This window comes from Oceanimonas sp. CAM02, assembly GCF_032842915.1.
GTDB classification, from domain to species: domain Bacteria; phylum Pseudomonadota; class Gammaproteobacteria; order Enterobacterales; family Aeromonadaceae; genus Oceanimonas; species Oceanimonas smirnovii.
On sequence record NZ_JAWJBK010000015.1, the window covers coordinates 36,869 to 54,298 of the forward strand.

Consider the following 17,430-nt stretch of genomic DNA (forward strand, 5'->3'; position numbering starts at 1 on the left):
ATGGACTCCGGCCTTCGCCGGAGTGACAATTTTACTTCCCGCTGATCGCTTACAGCTTCACCTTCCCCCGTGCGCTTTTGATCTTGCCCCTGTGGGTTTTGCTGTCGGTACGTCTGGCTTTGGCGGCCTTGCTGGGTTTGGTGGGGCGGCGTACTTTTACCGCTCTGCCGGCTTTCTGTAACAGGGCCACCAGCGCTTCTTTGGCGGCTTCCTTATTCATCAGCTGACTGCGCTCGCTTTCCACTCTGATCAGTATCAGGCCGCTTGGCAATATCCGGTGATCCTTCATTCTGGACAGGGCTTCTTTATAGATGCCGGGCAGGCTGGGGCTGTTGGCGTAATCAAAGCGCAGCTGCACTGCAGAGTCGGTCTTGTTAACGTGCTGGCCGCCGGGGCCACCGGCCCGCATGGTAATAAACTCCAGTTCATTATCCGGGATGCTTACCCGGGCTGATATCTCCAGCATTCTCTCTTTCCTCTGCACCGTTTTGGTGCTGATTGCTTTGCTATTGCACCAGCATAACATTGTGCCTTTGCGAACATCCATGCTGATTATTGTAAGTGTTTGAATTTAAATAAATAAAAAACTGGCATAAAGCTTGTAAGTATCATCCTGACTCTTTTAACAGCGCGAGGAACACAGGATGAAAATGATTTGCGCCATTATCAAACCCTTCAAGCTTGACGATGTGCGTGCCGCTCTGGCCGCCATGGGCATAGACGGCATGACGGTAACGGAAGTGAAAGGTTTCGGCCGTCAGAAGGGCCATACCGAGCTGTATCGTGGTGCCGAGTATCAGGTGGATTTTTTGCCCAAGATCAAGCTGGAAATTGCCACTCACAGTGAAGAGGTTGAGCGGGTGATTGAAACCATTCTGGAAGCTGCCGGCACCGGCAAAATCGGCGACGGCAAAATTTTTGTGTATGACCTGCTGCAAACGGTACGTATTCGCACCGGCGAGCGGGACATGGATGCCATTTAAGGGGATTTGTCATGGATGCATTAACCGAAGTGAAGTTTGCCCTCGATACTTTTTACTTTCTGATGTCGGGTGTGCTGGTGATGTGGATGGCAGCGGGGTTTGCCATGCTGGAAGCCGGTCTGGTACGGGCCAAAAACACCACCGAAATACTGACCAAAAACATACTGCTGTTTGCCATTGCCTGCACCATGTATCTGCTGGTGGGCTATTACATCATGTATGTCAATAACGCTGAAGGCGGTGTCATGCCAAGCTTAGGCGGCCTGATTGGCAATGTGGCTGAAGGCGCGGATCATGCCCTTGAGTCTGACTTTTTCTTTCAGGTGGTATTTGTCGCAACCGCCATGTCCATTGTTTCCGGTGCAGTGGCCGAGCGCATGAAATTATGGGCCTTTCTTGCCTTCAGCGTCGTTATGACCGGCTTTATCTATCCGGTAGAAGGCTACTGGACCTGGGGCGGCGGTTTTCTTTCAGAGTGGGGGTTCACTGACTTTGCCGGCAGCGGTATTGTGCACCTGGCCGGTGCGGCCGCCGCTATGGCAGGTGTGCTGCTGCTGGGTGCGCGTAAAGGCAAATATGGCAAGCATGGCGAAGTGCACCCCATTCCCGGCTCCAACATGCCGCTGGCGACCCTGGGGACTTTTATCTTATGGATGGGCTGGTTTGGTTTTAACGGTGGATCTCAGCTGCTGGTGTCTGATGTCGAGAACGCCACCGCCGTAGCCAAAATCTTTGTGAACACCAACGCCGCTGCCGCTACCGGTGCCATTGGTGCGCTGCTGGTCACCAAGCTGACCTGGGGCAAGGCCGATCTTACCATGATCCTCAACGGTGCCCTGGCGGGCCTGGTTGCAATTACCGCCGATCCCTTATCGCCCGGACACTTGTGGGCAGCCTGCATCGGTTTGCTGGCCGGCGTGCTGGTGGTGTATGCCATTGTCGGGCTGGACCGGTTGCGTATTGACGACCCCGTGGGTGCCATATCTGTTCATGGTGTATGCGGTATGCTGGGCCTGATGCTGGTGCCGGTGGCCAATGGTGAGGCCAGTTTCCTTGTTCAGCTGGCAGGCATACTGGTGATTGGCGGCTGGTCTTTTGTAATGAGTTTGCTGGTCTGGTTCGGGCTCAAGCGCACCATGGGCATTCGTGTTGGAGAGGAAGAAGAGCTGTCGGGCATGGATCAAATTGACTGTGGCATTGATGCCTATCCTGAGTTTGTGACGCTCAAGCCCCGTTAATGCCTTTACGTCACGAGGCAGTTTGTCTTGTTTTTGAGGAGCTTCGGCTCCTCTTTTTTGATCCGCTGCAAAAGATCGTATTGCAGATGAAAATTTTTCTTATTTCAATACGCTTTGGTAGTTGATTCCCGTTATGCTCTCTGTATACTTCTAAACGTTAATTATTCTCAGTCAACCAAATGGAACTGTGTATGACCAAAAAGTTTGTTCTCTCTGCCGCCGCTTTACTGGCATCCAGCTTTACTGCTCAGGCCTTTGCTGAAGAAGTGAACGTTTACTCCAACCGTCAGGAATTCCTGATCAAGCCCATTCTGGATACCTTTACCGAGGAAACCGGTATTGATGTGAATGTGGTGTTTATGAAAGACGGCCTGGGTGAGCGACTGGAGCGGGAAGGACGACTGTCTCCGGCGGATCTGGTACTGACGGTGGATGTCAGCCGCCTGATGGAAGTAGTGAATGCCGATCTTACACAGCCGGTACAAAGCGATGTGCTGGAAGAGAGTATTCCGGCCCAGTATCGTGATGCCGGTGGCAGCTGGTATGCCCTTACTACGCGTGCCCGCGCCATTTACAGTTCGGTTGACCGGGTAGGCAAGCGTGATGACATCACCTACGAAGAGCTGGCGGATCCCAAGTATAAAGGGAAAATCTGTACCCGCAGCGGCAAGCATCCCTACAATGTGGCGCTGACTGCCTCCATGATTGCCGAGCACGGTACCGAATACACCAAAAACTGGCTGCAGGGCCTGAAAGACAACCTGGCACGCAAGCCTCAGGGTGGTGACCGCGATCAGATCAAGGCCATTCATGATGGCGTGTGCGATTATGCCCTGGGCAACAGCTATTACTATGGCGTTATGCTGACCAACGACGATCAGCGTGAGGCGGCCGAGTCGGTTTATATCAACTTCCCCAATCAGGATGGTCGCGGCACGCATGTGAACATCTCTGCGGTAGCCATGGCCAAGCATGCCAAGAACAAGGACGCCGCTCTTAAACTGATGGAATTCCTGGCCGGTGATGAAGCCCAGCACCTGTATGCTTCTGCCAACCATGAATATCCGGTTAAGCCGGGTGTGGAACCGTCCGAGCTGGTAAAAGGCTGGGGTGACTTCAAATCCGATACTCTGCCGCTGGCCGATGTGGCCAAACATGCCAAAGACGCGATCAAGCTGGTAGACGAAGTGAAATACGATCTGTAAAAAGACGGGGGTAGATTCCCCCGCTTTGAGTAGTAAATGAAAAGACATGGTTGGACGGTCAGTAGCTGGGTCATTGCCCTGATACTGACCTTGCCGGTTCTGGCATTGGTTATTGAAGCCCTGTTGCCCGCAGAAGACATCTTCCGTCATCTGTGGGCTTCTGTGCTTCCTGCTTATATTGGCAATACTTTCTGGCTGGTGCTGCTGGTCATGGGGCTCAGTCTGTTATTTGGTCTGCCTGCGGCCTGGCTGATGGCCATGTGCGAGCTGCCCGGCAAGCGCATACTGCAATGGGCACTGATATTGCCTCTGGCCATGCCTTCCTACATTGTCGCCTTTGTTTACACCGATTTGCTCGATTATTCAGGGCCGGTACAGCAGGTCCTTCGAACCTGGTTTGGCTGGCAGTCGGCCACTGACTATTTCTTTCCTCCCATTCGCACCCTGGGGGGCGCTGCCCTGGTGATGGGGCTGGTGCTTTATCCTTATGTTTATCTGCTGGGGCGCACCGCCTTTCTGGAGCAGTCTACCAGTCTTATTCAGTCCAGCCGGCTGCTGGGGTGCACGCCCTGGCAAAGTTTTCGGCGAGTCAGTCTGCCGCTGGCTCGCCCTGCGCTGGCGGTAGGGTTGTCGCTGGTGGCAATGGAAACCCTGGCTGAATTCGGTACCGTGAATTTCTTTGCGGTCAATACTCTGACCACAGCGGTATACGACACCTGGCTGGGCTACGGCAGTCTGCAGGCGGCAGCCAAGATCTCCGCCATTATGCTGCTGGTGGTGGTGCTGTTGCTGAGCATGGAGCGCATGAGCCGCAAGCGTCAGCAGGTATTTCAGAAAAGCATGGGCCACGAGCAGGACAGCGGCTACCGGCTTGCCGGAGGTCGCAAGTGGGCAGCGCTGGCGTTTTGCTGGAGCCTGGTGGGGCTGGGCTTTTTACTGCCCTTTGGTATTTTGTGTTATCACGCCGTGCGTTATTTTGATCAGGCCTGGAACAGCCGTTTCTTTGAATACAGCCTGAACAGTCTGGTGCTGTCTGTGGTGGTGGCTGTGCTGGCGCTGATGGTAGCGCTGCTGCTGGGCATGACTCACCGTTTAAAAGGTAAACGCTACACTGTGCTGCCCATGCGGCTGGCGTCCATGGGCTACGCGCTGCCGGGCACAGTGCTGGCCATTGGTGTGCTGGTACCACTGACCATGCTGGACTTTGCCATTAACGATATGGCGCTGTGGTTTAATCTGCCTGAGCCGGGCCTGCTGCTCACCGGCACCATGACGGCCATCGCCTTTGGTTATCTGGTGCGTTTCGGCGCCATGGCCATCGGTGCGGTAGAAAGCAGCCTGAATAAGGTGTCGCCGTCTCTGGACATGGTAACCCAGACCATGGGCTACGGCCCGGCAGCCATGATCAAGCGTGTGCATCTGCCACTGATCCGCAAGGGCATGCTGGCCGGCGCCCTGCTGGTCTTTATTGAATGCATGAAAGAGCTGCCGGCGGCGCTGCTACTGCGGCCCTTTAATTTTCAGACCCTGGCCACTTATGTCTATCAGTTTGTGTCCGACGAGCAGCTGGAGCTGGGGGCGCTGCCCGCTATCGTGATTGTGCTGGTAGGCCTGATACCGCTGATTTTTCTCAACCGTTCACTGGAGCAACATCACTGATGGCGGCACTGACTATTCACGACATTTGTTGCAGTTATAACGGCAAGCCGGTGCTTGATGGCCTGTCGCTTAATGTGGAGCGTAATGAGATCATGTGTCTGCTGGGTGCCAGCGGCTGCGGCAAGACCACACTATTGAAAGCTGTAGCCGGCTTACTGCCGGTCACCCAGGGTGAAATTACCATTAATGATCAGCAGGTCAATGGCGGCGGTCAGGCGACGGTGCCGGAGCAGCGCAATATCGGCATGATTTTTCAGGATTATGCGCTGTTTCCTCATCTTGATGTGGCGCAAAACGTTGCTTTTGGTCTGCAAAGCAAAGAAAGCAACAAGGCGCTCATTCAGCGCCGGGTCAAGGAAGTGCTGGCGCTGGTTAATCTGGCCGGACTTGGTGATCGTTATCCGCATCAGCTTTCCGGCGGTCAGCAGCAGCGGGTGGCCATTGCCCGGGCATTAATCTGCCAGCCCCAGCTGATGCTGCTGGATGAGCCATTTTCCAATATCGACACTCAGGTGCGTATGCGTCTGATTGGAGAAATACGCACCCTGCTGAAAGAGCAGGGCATCAGTGCCATCTTTGTGACTCACAGCAAGGAAGAAGCCTTTGCTTTCTCCGACAAGCTGGCGCTGTTCCGGGAAGGGCAAATTGAGCAGGTGGGCCGGCCGCAAACCCTGTATCAGCATCCGCAAACGCCCTTTGTGGCCGACTTTCTCGGCCAGAGTAACTATGTTCCGGCCACGGTGCATAACCGCCATACCCTGGTTACTCCCATCGGTCCCATTGAAAGCCAGGTGGAGCTTGATGCCGAGCCGGGTAGTGAAGGCCGTTTGTTGCTGCGTCCGCGCCAGATACAACTGACCGAGCATGAACAGGGCAATGGCCGCGTGCTGGAGCAGCAGTTTCTTGGTGCCCATACCCGCTGCCTGGTGGAATGCCATGGGCTGACCCTTGAAGTAAGTATTAACGAGCCGCTGCCTGCTGTCAGCCGGGTACAGGTAAGTGTAACCCCACATGCTCTGACCTTTTTTTCTGAACAAGCCCAGCGCCGGCAGGCAGTCGCTTAACTGCGGGAATGGGGATTAGGGATTGTAACCCAGTCCCTAATCCCTGTTTTTGTTGTTATATTAGGCTCTTTCGAAGTAACGGATAAGCCATTATGACAGCACAAGCCGGCATTTGTGCCGAACCCAATCTGCATGCCCATTACCTGTTCCTGAATATAGTGCCGGGCAGTCACGCTGCCGTAACAGCCGCGCTGGCCCGGCTGCCCGCCTTGTGGCGTGAGCTGGAAAGCAGCTATGCCGACGCCGCTTTTTCCGGCCTGGTAGCCATTGGTAACCGGGTCTGGGATAACCTCTATTCTGATGCCCGCCCGCCCGAACTGACCGCCTTTCCCGCGCAGGGAGACGCTGCACCGGAAACTCCGGCCGATCTCTTTGTACAATTGCGAGCCGACCGGCTGGATGTGGCCTATATCGGCGTTCAGCGGGTAATGGCGCTGCTGGCCGGGCTGGTGAACGTGCAGGACGAGCGCCAGGGCTTCCGTTATCTCGACTGTCGCGATATGACCGGCTTTGTGGACGGCACCGAAAACCCGCAAGGCGAAGACAGAGCCAGCGTGGCACTGCTGGCTGATGGCCCCTTTGCCGGCGGCAGCTATGTGCATGTGCAGCGTTTTCATCACCGTATGAACCGCTGGCAAAAGCTGAGCCTGTCGTCGCAGGAAGCCATTTATGGCCGCACCAAGGCCGACAATATTGAATTTGCTTCCTCCGACAAGGCACCCACCGCCCATACCAGGCGCACCAGTCTGAAAGACGAAACGGGCCGCAGCATGGAAATTCTGCGCCAGAGCATGCCCTGGGGCAGCGCCACCGAGCAGGGGCTGGTATTTATTTCCTGTTGCAATACGCCGCGCCACTTTACCGCCATGCTGGAAAGCATGTACCGCAAAGACAACAACGGCCATTTTGATCATTTAACGTTGTTTACTGAGGCCAAAACCGGCGCGGCGTTTTTCGCGCCGTCGGAAGACTGGCTGGAAAAAAACGGGGATTAGGGAACAGGGAATGGCTGGGTCTGTAGGCCCGAATTTATTCGGGCAAACCATGCCTGATGATGGCACTGCTGCCCGGTTAAAACCGGGCCTACTGGCTTCCGGCTCGCCGCAGGCGTCAGACGTATTGCTCGAACAGCTCCAGCACACTCTGGTGCAGCTCTTCGATGGGGGTTTCCATGGTGGGCGTGATGAAGATGGTGTCATCGCCGGCAATGGTGCCGAGAATGCCTTCGGCCCGGCCCAGAGAGTCGAGCATGCGGGCAATCAGCTGGGCTGCGCCTGGGCTGGTGTGGATCACGATCAGCGCACTGTTATGGCCCACGTCCAGCACCAGGTTCTTCAGCTGGCTGCTGGAAGTAGGCACGCCCAGCTCCACCGGCAGGCAATAGACCATTTCCATCTTGGCATTGCGGGTGCGCACAGCGCCGAACTTGCTCAGCATGCGCGACACCTTGGACTGGTTAATGTTTTCAAACCCCAGCTCCTGCAGGGCATTAACGATTTCCGCCTGAGAGCCGAAACGCTCCTCTTTCAGCAGCGCCTTGAACGCCTTGACCAGCTGTTCCTGTTTTTCGTTCATTTTTTGCAGTCGACCAAGCGTGAGTGAATGGGGCATATTGTCTATCCGTTATAGGGTTTTATCAAGGAATAGTCATTTATCTTGCATAAAGATGCAAAATTAGCTTGCATTAACAATATTGCAAAATAAAATCAGCCAAAGACTCTGACGAATGAAGTGAATATAGCGCATGGGCATAGAATTCAGCGGCATAAACAAGTCCTGGTCTGGTCAGGAAATTTTAAGCCAGGTTTCGCTGCAATGCGATGCCGGAGAGACATTAGTGCTGCTTGGCCCTAGCGGAGCAGGAAAAAGCTCTTTGCTTCGGTTGATGAACCTGCTGGATATTCCGGACTCCGGCACTTTGGCGATTGCCGGCGAGCAGTTCAGCTTTCCTGCCGATAACAATGGCCGGCTGTCAAAGCGGGCGCAGCTGCTGCGAAGCAAGGTGGGCATGGTGTTTCAGCAATATCACCTCTGGCCACACCTCACTGTTGAGCAAAACCTGCTGGAAGCGCCCTGCAAGGTATTGGGCATGAGCAAGGCAGAGGCTCAGCAAAAAGCGGTGCAACTGCTGACGCAGTTAAAGCTGGCCGACAAGCGCCATGCCTGGCCCGGCGCGCTTTCTGGCGGGCAGCAGCAACGGGTGGCTATTGCCCGGGCGCTGATGATGAACCCCGATGTCTTGTTGTTTGACGAGCCTACGGCAGCGCTGGATCCGGAAATTACCAAAGAAGTGGCCGAGATCATTTTACAGCTGGGTAAAACCGGCATTACTCAGGTTATAGTGACCCACGAAGTGAATTTTGCCCGCCGGGTAGCCACCAGGGTGGCCTATCTCGAGCAGGGTAAGCTGGTGGAATACGGCAATGCCGGCTTGCTTGACCATCCTCAGACCCAGCGTCTGGCGGAATTTCTGACTCATTAATAAGGACATACTCATGAAAAAGACCCTGTTGTCTGTTGCCCTGCTGGCCACCTTTGGCAGTACTGCTGCTCTGGCCGATGAAGTAAAGTTTGTGACCAACGCCGCTTACCCTCCCTTTGAGTTTGTTGATGACAACAACGAAATGCAGGGCTTTGATATTGAGCTGGCCAAGGCCCTGTGTGAGGTGGCGGAGCTTGAGTGCAGCTTTCACAATCAGGCCTTTGACAGCCTGATCCCCAGCCTCAAGTTCAAGCGTTATCATGCTGCCATTGCCGCCATGGACATCACCCCCGAGCGTGCCGAGCAGGTAGACTTCAGTGATATTTATTACGAAAACTCCGCGGTATTTGTGGCCCCGAATGACAAGTTCAGCAGCATTGATGAGCTGAAAGGCCTGACCGTGGGCGTGCAGAACGGTACTTCTCACCAGAAATACATTCAGGACAATCTGGAAGGTGAAGGTCTGAAGCCGCGCCCTTACCAAAGCGTGCAGGACGGTCTGCTGGACATGACCAACGGCCGCATTGAAGCCGTGTTTGCCGATACCGCCGTGGTAGGCGACTGGCTGGGCAAAAATACCGGCTATGAAGTGGTGGGCGATGCCGTGACCGACGACAACTACTTCGGCACCGGTTTTGGCATTGCCGTGACCAAGGGCAACCAGGAACTGCTGAACAAGCTGAACCAGGGCCTGGCCGAGCTGAAGGAAAACGGCACCTACGACCGCCTCTACAGTAAGTACTTCCCCAAATAAGATGATGAATCATTTATTGAATGCCGGCCTGATGACCCTCGGGCTGGCATTGGTATCGCTGGCGGTGGGCATGGTGCTCGCCGTTCTGTTGTGCGGTGCCGAGATGAGTCGCTGGCGGCTGCTTCGGCTGCCGGCCTTTGCTCTAACAACCGTGCTCAGAGGCCTGCCGGAAATTCTGGTGGTGTTCTTTATTTACTTCGGCTCGACTCAGGTATTGTTCCTGTTAACCGGTGAATATATTGAATTCAGCCCTTTCTGGTGCGGGGTGACCGCGCTGTCGCTGCTGTTTGCTGCCTATGCCGCACAAACCCTGCGAGGGGCACTCAATGCGGTTTCCCGCGGTCAGCGTCAGGCGGCGCAGGCGCTGGGGTTGCCGCCCTTGTATACCTTTTTTCGTATCGTGCTGCCGCAAACCTGGCGGCATGCTCTGCCAGGCCTCAGCAACCAGTGGCTGGTGCTGCTGAAAGACACGGCGTTGGTATCCCTGATTGGCGTGCACGATCTCATGCATCAGGCCAAATCGGCGGCGGCCAGTACCTATGAGCCCTTTACCTGGTATGCGCTGGCGGCGCTGATTTATCTGACCATTACCCTGGTCAGCCAACAGGGGCTGAAACGGCTGCAGGCGAGGGTAACCCGCTATGACTAAATTACTGGATTACGGCATGACCCTGCTGGAAGGTCTGCAGATCACCCTGCTGATCACCGGTGCCGGTTTATTGCTGGGGCTGGTCATTGCCCTGGTGCTGACCTGGGTGCTGGACAAGCGGGTGCCGCTTGCCCACTGGCTGGCAGAAGGCTACTTGCTGCTGATCACCGGCACACCGCTGCTGGTGCAGATTTTTTTGATCTATTACGGTCCGGCCCAGTTTGACTGGATCAAGCAAAGCTGGGCCTGGACCTATTTGCGTGAGCCCATGTTCTGCGCCATTTTGGCCCTGGGCATGAATGCCGGCGCCTATACCTGCCGGCTGTTCAAAGGCGCGCTGGATGCGGTGCCGAAAGGGGAAACCCTGGCCTGCCGGGCGCTGGGCATGAATGAATGGCAGACCTTAAGCGTCAAGCTGCGCCATGCCATGCGCCGGGTGATCCCGGCCTATTCCAATGAAGTGGTGCTGGTACTGAAGGGCAGCTCGCTGGCCAGTACCATCTCCATTATGGACATAATGGGTCTGGCCCAGCGCATCAACGGTCAGACCTACGACACCCTGGCGGTGTTCGGCGTGGCCGGTGCCATCTATCTGCTGATGAACAGCCTGCTGACCTGGTTGTTCCGCCTGCTGGAACAGCGCGCGCTGGCGTTTCAGCAGCAGGGGTAACGCGTGTCGGCGTAGCACAACCGCGCTGCTGTTGCGTGCTGCGTTGGCTCACAGAACCATAACATTTGATTGGCCTGGGCATTGTGTTTGAACGGCTGTTTCGCTATTTTGCTAAAGCCCAGGAAACGTATAACTATTCAATTATAAACGGAGTTCAGTTATGAAAGTTGCCGTACTAGGAGCTGCCGGTGGTATCGGTCAGGCTCTCGCCCTGCTGTTGAAGAACAACCTGCCTGCCGGCTCTGAACTGAGCCTGTACGATATTGCTCCCGTGACTCCCGGTGTAGCCGCCGATCTGAGCCACATTCCTACCGCTGTTAACGTGGTTGGTTTTGGTGGTGAAGATCCCACTCCGGCCCTGACCGGTGCCGACATTGTGCTGATCTCTGCCGGTGTAGCCCGTAAGCCGGGCATGGATCGTGCCGACCTGTTCAACGTGAACGCCGGCATTGTGAAAAACCTGATTGAAAAAGCCGCGGCTGCCTGCCCCAAAGCCTGCATCGGCATCATCACCAACCCGGTGAACACCACGGTTCCCATCGCTGCCGAAGTACTGAAAAAAGCCGGCATCTACGACAAGAACAAGCTGTTCGGTATCACTACTCTGGACGTGATCCGTGCCGAGACCTTTGTGGCGGAAGCCAAGGGCCTGAATGTGGCCGACGTCAAGGTTCCCGTAATCGGTGGCCACAGCGGCGTGACCATACTGCCGCTGCTGTCTCAGGTAGAAGGCGCTTCCTTCTCCGACGAAGAAATCGAGAAGCTGACCTACCGCATTCAGAACGCCGGTACCGAAGTGGTAGAAGCCAAGGCCGGCGGCGGCTCTGCTACTCTGTCCATGGGTCAGGCAGCCTGCCGTTTCGCGCTGTCTCTGGTGAAAGCCATGCAGGGTGAAGCCAACGTGGTTGAGTGCACCTATGTAGACGGCGGCAGCGAACACGCTGAATTCTTCGCCCAGCCGGTTCTGCTTGGCAAGAACGGTGTAGAAAAAGTACTGCCCTACGGCGAACTCAGCGCGTTTGAAAAGTCTGCAATGGACGGCATGCTGGAAACCCTGCGTGGCGACATTGAGAAAGGTGTGGAGTTCGTTAACCAGTAAGGTTTACGGGTTAAACACTCAAAAAGGGAGCTTTGGCTCCCTTTTTTCGTTATACCCAAGCGTTTGCAGTATTGTGCATTTTCGTCGGACAAAGCGCACTGCTTCTCCGGCACGCTGTGAATACCTCCCTGTACGCTCCGTCGCGCCATCCTTGGCGCGAAGGGCACGGCGAAGCAGACACCCTTTGCCCTCCTCGGAGCGCATTGAGTTGACTGAAAGCAAGCAGACAACGCCGATGTTGCCCGAAGCAGCAGTGGGGATTGCCGTAGCCGACCATTAAATGCCATGGATGGCATTTTCGAGCGCCACATGGATGTGCTCGAAGCGTGTCGGCGGAGCGCAACCTCATTGCTGCTTCGTATTGCGATATTTCAGCTTTAACTATTCCAGGCGCGCCCGGTTTTTGAACCGTTTTCCCGGCCTAGCTGCCGGCTGATCCAGCGGCCGGTGTGCACTAGCCGATCGAGATCCACTCCCGTGTCCAGGCCCTGGCCGTGGAGCAGATAAACCACATCTTCGCTGGCCACGTTGCCGCTAGCACCTTTTGCATAGGGGCAACCGCCCAGACCCGCCACCGAGCTGTCGATAATCCGCAACCCTTGCTCCAGCAACGCATAAAGGTTGGCCAGCGCCTGGCCGTAGGTATCGTGAAAGTGAGCTGCCAGCCGCAGCAGAGGCACTTCCTGACGTACCGCCGACAGCATCGCAATGGCCTTGTTCGGGGTGCCGGTACCTATGGTATCGCCGAGAGAGATTTCATCACAGCCCAGGCGGTACAGCTCACCAGCCACCCGGGCCACGGCGGCGGGGGCAATGTCGCCTTCGTAAGGGCAGCCCAGCACAGTGGAAACATAGCCCCGCACCCGCACGCCGCGCTCACGGGCCAGCTGCAGTACCGGCTCAAAACGCGCCAGACTCTCCGCCACCGAGCAGTTGATATTTTTCTGGCAGAAGCGTTCGGACGCGGCGGTAAACACCGCCACTTCATCGGCACCGGCGGCCAGGGCCGCTTCAAGACCTTTCAGGTTGGGCGTCAGCGCCGAATAGACCACGCCTTGCTTGCGGCTAAGGCCGGTTAACACCTCACTGCCATCGGCCATTTGCGGCACCCATTTGGGGGAGACAAAGCTGGCCGCCTCGATATGGGTGAGGCCGCACTCCGCCAGCTGCTGCACCAGCTCGATTTTTACCGCAGTGGGCACTTGCGCCGGCTCGTTCTGCAGGCCGTCCCGGGGGCCCATTTCCACCAGTTTGACCTTATCCATTGTCAGGCTCCAGCCGTAACAGCTCGTCGCCTTCGCTCACCTGCTCGCCGGCGCGAAAGTGAATGGCCGCCACTGTGCCCGCCATGGGCGCGCGAATGGGATGCTCCATTTTCATGGCTTCCAGCACCAGCAGGGTCTGCCCCTCGGCGACCCGGTCGCCTTCGGCTACCTTCAGCTCAGCCACCAGCCCGGGCATGGGCGCGGTCAGGCTGCCGCCGGCGCTGTGCTGAGTGGCTCCGGCTTCGTCGGCTACTTTGCGTAAATCAAAGCGTTGCCCCTGATAAAACAGCCAGAGGTGAGCATCGATACTGGCTATATGCAGGCTGATCCGGCGATCATTCACCATGGCTCTCAGCTGCTCACCAGCCAGCTCGCCCTGCAGATCAAAGGTTTGCTCATTTACTCCTGCCCGCCAGCCGGCTTCGGTGGCGGTCAGTGTGATTGCATAACACTCGCCGCCATAGTCCAGCCGCAGTGAGTAAGCCGCAGGCTGGTTCAGCCGCCAGCCGGTGGCGGCGGCAAAGGGCGAGGAGCTGTTTTGTGGCAGGCCAAGCACATGTGCCAGCGCCCCCAATGCCAGTACCTCACCGTTGGCAAGAGCCGGGGCGCTAAACAGGCTGGACTCATGCTGCTTAATAAACTGAGTGTGCAGCTCTTCGTTGACAAAGGCCGAATGTCGGCACAGACGATGCAAAAAGCCGATATTGGTTTTCACCCCGCCAATACGATATTGCGCCAGTGCCTGTGCCAGCCGGTTTAATGCGGCTTCCCGGCTTTGATCGTGGACGATCAGCTTGGCGATCAGCGGATCATAATAAATGCCTACTTCATCGCCCTCACGCACGCCGGTGTCTAGGCGTATCCGGCTTGAGGTGGCGGGCTCGCGCAGCACATGCAGGGTGCCGGCGGCGGGCAGAAAACCGTGCTCGGCGTCTTCGGCGTAGATGCGGGCTTCCACCGCATGGCCGCGCAGCGTGATTTGGTCCTGAGTGAGCGGCAGGGGCTCGCACGCCGCCACCCGCAGCTGCCATTCCACCAAATCCAGCCCGGTAATCAGTTCCGTTACCGGGTGCTCCACCTGCAGCCGGGTGTTCATTTCCATAAAGTAAAAGTGGCCGTCCTCGGTATAGAGAAACTCCACGGTGCCGGCCCCGCGATAGCCGATGGCCTTGGCGGCACGTACCGCGGCTTCGCCCATGGCGGTGCGGGTGGCCTGGCTCAGGCCGGGAGCGGGGGCTTCTTCCAGAATTTTCTGATGGCGGCGCTGTACCGAGCAGTCCCGCTCCGAAAGGTAAATACCGTTGCCGTGGGCATCGCAAAATACCTGCACCTCCACATGGCGGGCTTCGGGCAGGTAGCGCTCCAGCAGCATGGCGTCGTTGCCAAAGGCGGCTTTTGCCTCGCGCCGGGCGGCGGCCAGCGCTTCCTCGAACCCGGCGGGGTTGTGCACAATGCGCATGCCCTTGCCACCGCCGCCGGCCACGGCTTTCAGCAACAGCGCATAGCCGCAGCTATCGGCCTCGGCTTTCAGCCGTTCATTACTTTGCTCATCGCCATGATAGCCGGGCACCAGGGGCACACCAGCCGCCGCCATCAGCGCCTTGGCGGCGGCCTTGTCGCCCATGGCGGCAATGGCGGATGGAGACGGACCCACAAATATCAGGCCGGTGTCGGCACAGGCCTGGGCAAAACCGGCGTTTTCCGACAGAAAACCATAACCCGGGTGCACGGCATCGGCGCCGCAGGCGCTGGCGATTTCCAGCAGCGCCGACTGATTAAGGTAACTCTTTACCGCCGGTGCCGGGCCTATGCACCAGGCCTCGTCGGCCATGGCCACATGCAGGGCATGGCGGTCGGCATCGGAATACACGGCTATGGTGTGCAGCCCCAGCCGGCGCGCGGTGCGCAGCACCCGGCAGGCAATTTCGCCCCGGTTGGCCACCAGTAGTCTGGTCAGCATACGTCGTCCTCCCAGCTTGGCTTGCGTTTTTCCAGAAAGGCGGCCAGCCCTTCTTTAGCCTCATCGGTCACGCGCAGGGAGGCCAGGCGCGCAGCGCTGTCAGTGACCAAAGCCCGGCTTACCGGTTGGCCGGCATAGTCCCGGATCAGATCTTTGGTGGCGATTTGTGCCTGCGGGCCGCCCCGCAGCAGCGCTTCAATGACGGGGGCGGCGGCCTGCTGCAAAGGCTGTGTGGTCACTTCATGCACCAACCCCAGCCGTTCGGCGGTGGCCGCGTCAATCACCTCGGCACTCAGCATATAGCGCCGTGCCTGACGGGCACCGAGCACCCGCAGCACATAGGGGGAGATGGTGGCGGGGATCAGCCCGAGCCGGGTTTCGCTCAGGCTGAAGCGGGCGTCATCGGCGGCCATTACCATATCGCAGGCGCACACCAGCCCCAGGGCACCGCCGTAGGCCGCGCCCTGCACCAGTGCCAGAGTGGGTTGGGCAAAGCGATCCAGCCGCCACAGTAGCTCGGCGAGCCGGGCGGCATCGGCACGGTTTTGTGGTGAGTGTAACGCGGCGGCCCGCTGCATCCAGCCCAGATCCGCCCCGGCGCAAAAGTGCCTGCCCTCGGCTTTCAGCACCAGCAGGCGCAGCGCTGGCTTGGCCTCGGCTTCGCTCAGGCGGTCATGAAAGGCGTCAATGGTGGCGTCGTTCAGCACATTGCAGCGTTCGGGGTTATTCAGCACCAGCTGCCAAACGCCCTGGCCGGCGGCTTGCAGCAACACGGGTTCGGACATGACGCCTCCTTACATGCGAAACACGCCAAAGCGGGTGGGGGCTTGTGTGCGATTGCTTGCCAGCGCCAGGCTCATGACCAGCACGGTGCGGCTGTCTTTGGGGTCAATCACACCGTCGTCCCATAGTCGGGCGCTGGCATACCAGGGATGCCCCTGCTGCTCATAGCGTTCGATAATGGGGGCCTTGAAGGCGGCTTCGTCTTCGGCGGACCAGTCTTTACCGGCCTTGGCAAGCGCATCCCGGCGCACAGTAGCCAGCACGCCGGCGGCCTGCTCACCGCCCATGACCGAAATGCGGGCATTGGGCCAGCACCACAAAAAGTCCGGATCATAGGCCCGGCCGCACATGCCGTAGTTACCGGCACCAAAGCTGCCGCCGATGATCAGCGTGATTTTCGGTACGCTGGCGCAGGCCACGGCGGTCACCAGCTTGGCACCGTGTTTGGCAATGCCTTCGGCCTCGTATTTTTTGCCCACCATAAAGCCGGTGATGTTCTGCAGAAACAGCAGCGGAATATGGCGCTGACAGCACAACTCGATAAAGTGCGCGCCCTTCTGGGCCGATTCGCTGAACAGAATGCCGTTGTTGGCAATAATACCTACCGGATAGCCGTGCAGGCGGGCAAAGCCGGTCACCAGAGTGGAGCCATAGTCGTGCTTGAACTCGTCCAGCACAGAGTCATCTACCAGCCGGGCAATCACTTCCCGCACGTCAAAGGGTTTGCGCAAATCGGTGCCGACAATGCCGTAAAGCTCATCCATTGAGTAGCGTGGCAGAGCTGGCTCGTGAGGCGGTGCGGGAACGGCGCAGTGATTGAGATTGGCCACCAGCCGGCGGGCCCGGGCCAGCGCCTGGTGGTCGTTATCGGCAGCATGATCTGCCACGCCTGACTGCTTTGTGTGTACACCGGCACCGCCCAGCTCTTCGGCGCTGACCACTTCGCCGGTGGCGGCTTTTACCAGAGGCGGACCGCCCAGAAAAATGGTGGCCTGATTGCGCACCATAATAGACTCGTCCGCCATGGCCGGTACATAGGCTCCGCCGGCGGTGCACAGACCCATGACCACCGCCAGCTGAGGAATGCCGGCGGCAGACATGCGCGCCTGATTAAAAAAGATGCGGCCAAAGTGCTCTCTGTCCGGGAAGACTTCGTCCTGGCTGGGCAGATGCGCGCCGCCGGAGTCCACCAGATACAGGCAGGGCAGGCGGCAGCGTTCGGCAATGGTCTGTGCCCGCAGGTGTTTTTTTACCGTGAGCGGGTAATAGGTGCCGCCCTTGACGGTGGCATCGTTGGCCACAATCATGCACTCCACACCGCTGACCCGGCCAATGCCGGTGATAATGCCCGCCGCCGGCACCGGCTCGTCATATACGTTGAGCGCCGCCAGTTGCGACAGCTCAAGAAAGGGCGCGCCCTCATCCAGCAGGGCGGCAATGCGCTCCCGTGCCAGCAGCTTGCCTCTGGCATGGTGGCGCTGCCGGCTTTCGGCATCGCCCCCTTCGGCAATGACGGCTACCTGTTCCCGCAGGGCGGCCACCTCGGCGGCCATGGCGGCCTGGTTGGCAATAAACTCTGCTGACGCCGGCTGTACCCGGCTGACAAACTGGGTCATAAC

17 protein-coding genes are annotated in these 17,430 nt (G+C 57.8%); 11 read left to right on the forward strand and 6 right to left on the reverse strand.

The window, feature by feature from the left end:
- Nucleotides 1-49: 49 nt before the first annotated feature.
- Nucleotides 50-466 carry an alternative ribosome rescue aminoacyl-tRNA hydrolase ArfB gene (gene arfB / locus R0I78_RS04415; protein ID WP_317074460.1) on the reverse strand — a complete coding sequence of 139 codons (417 nt, stop codon included), beginning with the start codon at nt 464-466 and terminating at the stop codon, nt 50-52.
- A gap of 178 nt (nt 467-644) precedes the next feature.
- Here arfB and R0I78_RS04420 point away from each other — a divergent pair, with 178 nt between their 5' ends.
- From R0I78_RS04420 to R0I78_RS04445, 6 genes are all read left to right on the forward strand, one after another.
- The gene (locus R0I78_RS04420; RefSeq protein WP_019933149.1) at nt 645-983 is read left to right on the forward strand and encodes a P-II family nitrogen regulator; all 339 of its coding nucleotides are present in this window, start codon (nt 645-647) and stop codon (nt 981-983) included.
- An 11-nt stretch (nt 984-994) separates the two neighbouring features.
- Nucleotides 995-2,221 carry an ammonium transporter gene (locus R0I78_RS04425; protein WP_317074461.1) on the forward strand — a complete coding sequence of 409 codons (1,227 nt, stop codon included), beginning with the start codon at nt 995-997 and terminating at the stop codon, nt 2,219-2,221.
- 191 nt (nt 2,222-2,412) lie between these two features.
- Nucleotides 2,413-3,426 carry a Fe(3+) ABC transporter substrate-binding protein gene (locus R0I78_RS04430; protein ID WP_019933151.1) on the forward strand — a complete coding sequence of 338 codons (1,014 nt, stop codon included), beginning with the start codon at nt 2,413-2,415 and terminating at the stop codon, nt 3,424-3,426.
- Between the two features lie 36 nt (nt 3,427-3,462).
- Nucleotides 3,463-5,085 carry an iron ABC transporter permease gene (locus tag R0I78_RS04435; RefSeq protein ID WP_317074462.1) on the forward strand — a complete coding sequence of 541 codons (1,623 nt, stop codon included), beginning with the start codon at nt 3,463-3,465 and terminating at the stop codon, nt 5,083-5,085.
- Nucleotides 5,085-6,149: an ABC transporter ATP-binding protein gene (locus R0I78_RS04440; RefSeq protein WP_317074463.1), complete on the forward strand. Its 1,065-nt coding sequence runs from the start codon at nt 5,085-5,087 to the stop codon at nt 6,147-6,149. The genes R0I78_RS04435 and R0I78_RS04440 overlap by 1 nt, the downstream gene beginning before the upstream one ends.
- A 92-nt stretch (nt 6,150-6,241) precedes the next feature.
- Complete coding sequence (locus R0I78_RS04445) at nt 6,242-7,144, forward strand: Dyp-type peroxidase (RefSeq protein WP_317074464.1); 903 nt, start codon at nt 6,242-6,244, stop codon at nt 7,142-7,144.
- Nucleotides 7,145-7,259: 115 nt separating this feature from the next.
- On the opposite strand, the gene argR is transcribed toward R0I78_RS04445, so the two are convergent.
- Complete coding sequence (gene argR / locus R0I78_RS04450) at nt 7,260-7,760, reverse strand: transcriptional regulator ArgR (protein ID WP_019933155.1); 501 nt, start codon at nt 7,758-7,760, stop codon at nt 7,260-7,262.
- Between the two features lie 133 nt (nt 7,761-7,893).
- Between argR and R0I78_RS04455 the strand changes: the two genes are divergently transcribed.
- From R0I78_RS04455 to mdh, 5 genes are all read left to right on the forward strand, one after another.
- A complete protein-coding gene (locus tag R0I78_RS04455) occupies nt 7,894-8,631 on the forward strand; it encodes an ATP-binding cassette domain-containing protein (protein WP_317074465.1) in 738 nt (245 codons plus the stop codon).
- Nucleotides 8,632-8,644: 13 nt separating this feature from the next.
- On the forward strand, nt 8,645-9,385 hold the full coding sequence (locus R0I78_RS04460; protein WP_317074466.1) for a transporter substrate-binding domain-containing protein: 741 nt from the start codon (nt 8,645-8,647) through the stop codon (nt 9,383-9,385).
- Between the two features lies 1 nt (nt 9,386).
- Nucleotides 9,387-10,034, forward strand: a complete 648-nt coding sequence (artQ, locus tag R0I78_RS04465) for an arginine ABC transporter permease ArtQ (protein ID WP_317074467.1) — start codon at nt 9,387-9,389, stop codon at nt 10,032-10,034.
- On the forward strand, nt 10,027-10,704 hold the full coding sequence (gene artM, locus R0I78_RS04470; RefSeq protein WP_317074468.1) for an arginine ABC transporter permease ArtM: 678 nt from the start codon (nt 10,027-10,029) through the stop codon (nt 10,702-10,704). The genes artQ and artM overlap by 8 nt, the downstream gene beginning before the upstream one ends.
- A 160-nt stretch (nt 10,705-10,864) precedes the next feature.
- On the forward strand, nt 10,865-11,803 hold the full coding sequence (gene mdh, locus R0I78_RS04475) for a malate dehydrogenase (protein ID WP_317074469.1): 939 nt from the start codon (nt 10,865-10,867) through the stop codon (nt 11,801-11,803).
- Nucleotides 11,804-12,180: 377 nt separating this feature from the next.
- Here mdh and R0I78_RS04480 read toward each other — a convergent pair whose 3' ends face one another.
- The 4 genes from R0I78_RS04480 to R0I78_RS04495 are packed head-to-tail and all read right to left on the reverse strand — an operon-like array spanning nt 12,181 to nt 17,427.
- Nucleotides 12,181-13,068 (reverse strand): hydroxymethylglutaryl-CoA lyase, encoded by an 888-nt coding sequence (locus R0I78_RS04480; protein WP_317074470.1) that lies wholly within the window; start codon nt 13,066-13,068, stop codon nt 12,181-12,183.
- Nucleotides 13,061-15,028 carry an acetyl/propionyl/methylcrotonyl-CoA carboxylase subunit alpha gene (locus R0I78_RS04485; protein WP_317074471.1) on the reverse strand — a complete coding sequence of 656 codons (1,968 nt, stop codon included), beginning with the start codon at nt 15,026-15,028 and terminating at the stop codon, nt 13,061-13,063. Before R0I78_RS04485 ends, R0I78_RS04480 begins: the two co-directional genes overlap by 8 nt.
- Nucleotides 15,022-15,813: an enoyl-CoA hydratase-related protein gene (locus R0I78_RS04490; RefSeq protein ID WP_317074472.1), complete on the reverse strand. Its 792-nt coding sequence runs from the start codon at nt 15,811-15,813 to the stop codon at nt 15,022-15,024. Before R0I78_RS04490 ends, R0I78_RS04485 begins: the two co-directional genes overlap by 7 nt.
- Before the next feature lie 9 nt (nt 15,814-15,822).
- Nucleotides 15,823-17,427: a carboxyl transferase domain-containing protein gene (locus R0I78_RS04495; protein WP_317074473.1), complete on the reverse strand. Its 1,605-nt coding sequence runs from the start codon at nt 17,425-17,427 to the stop codon at nt 15,823-15,825.
- Nucleotides 17,428-17,430 lie beyond the last annotated feature (3 nt).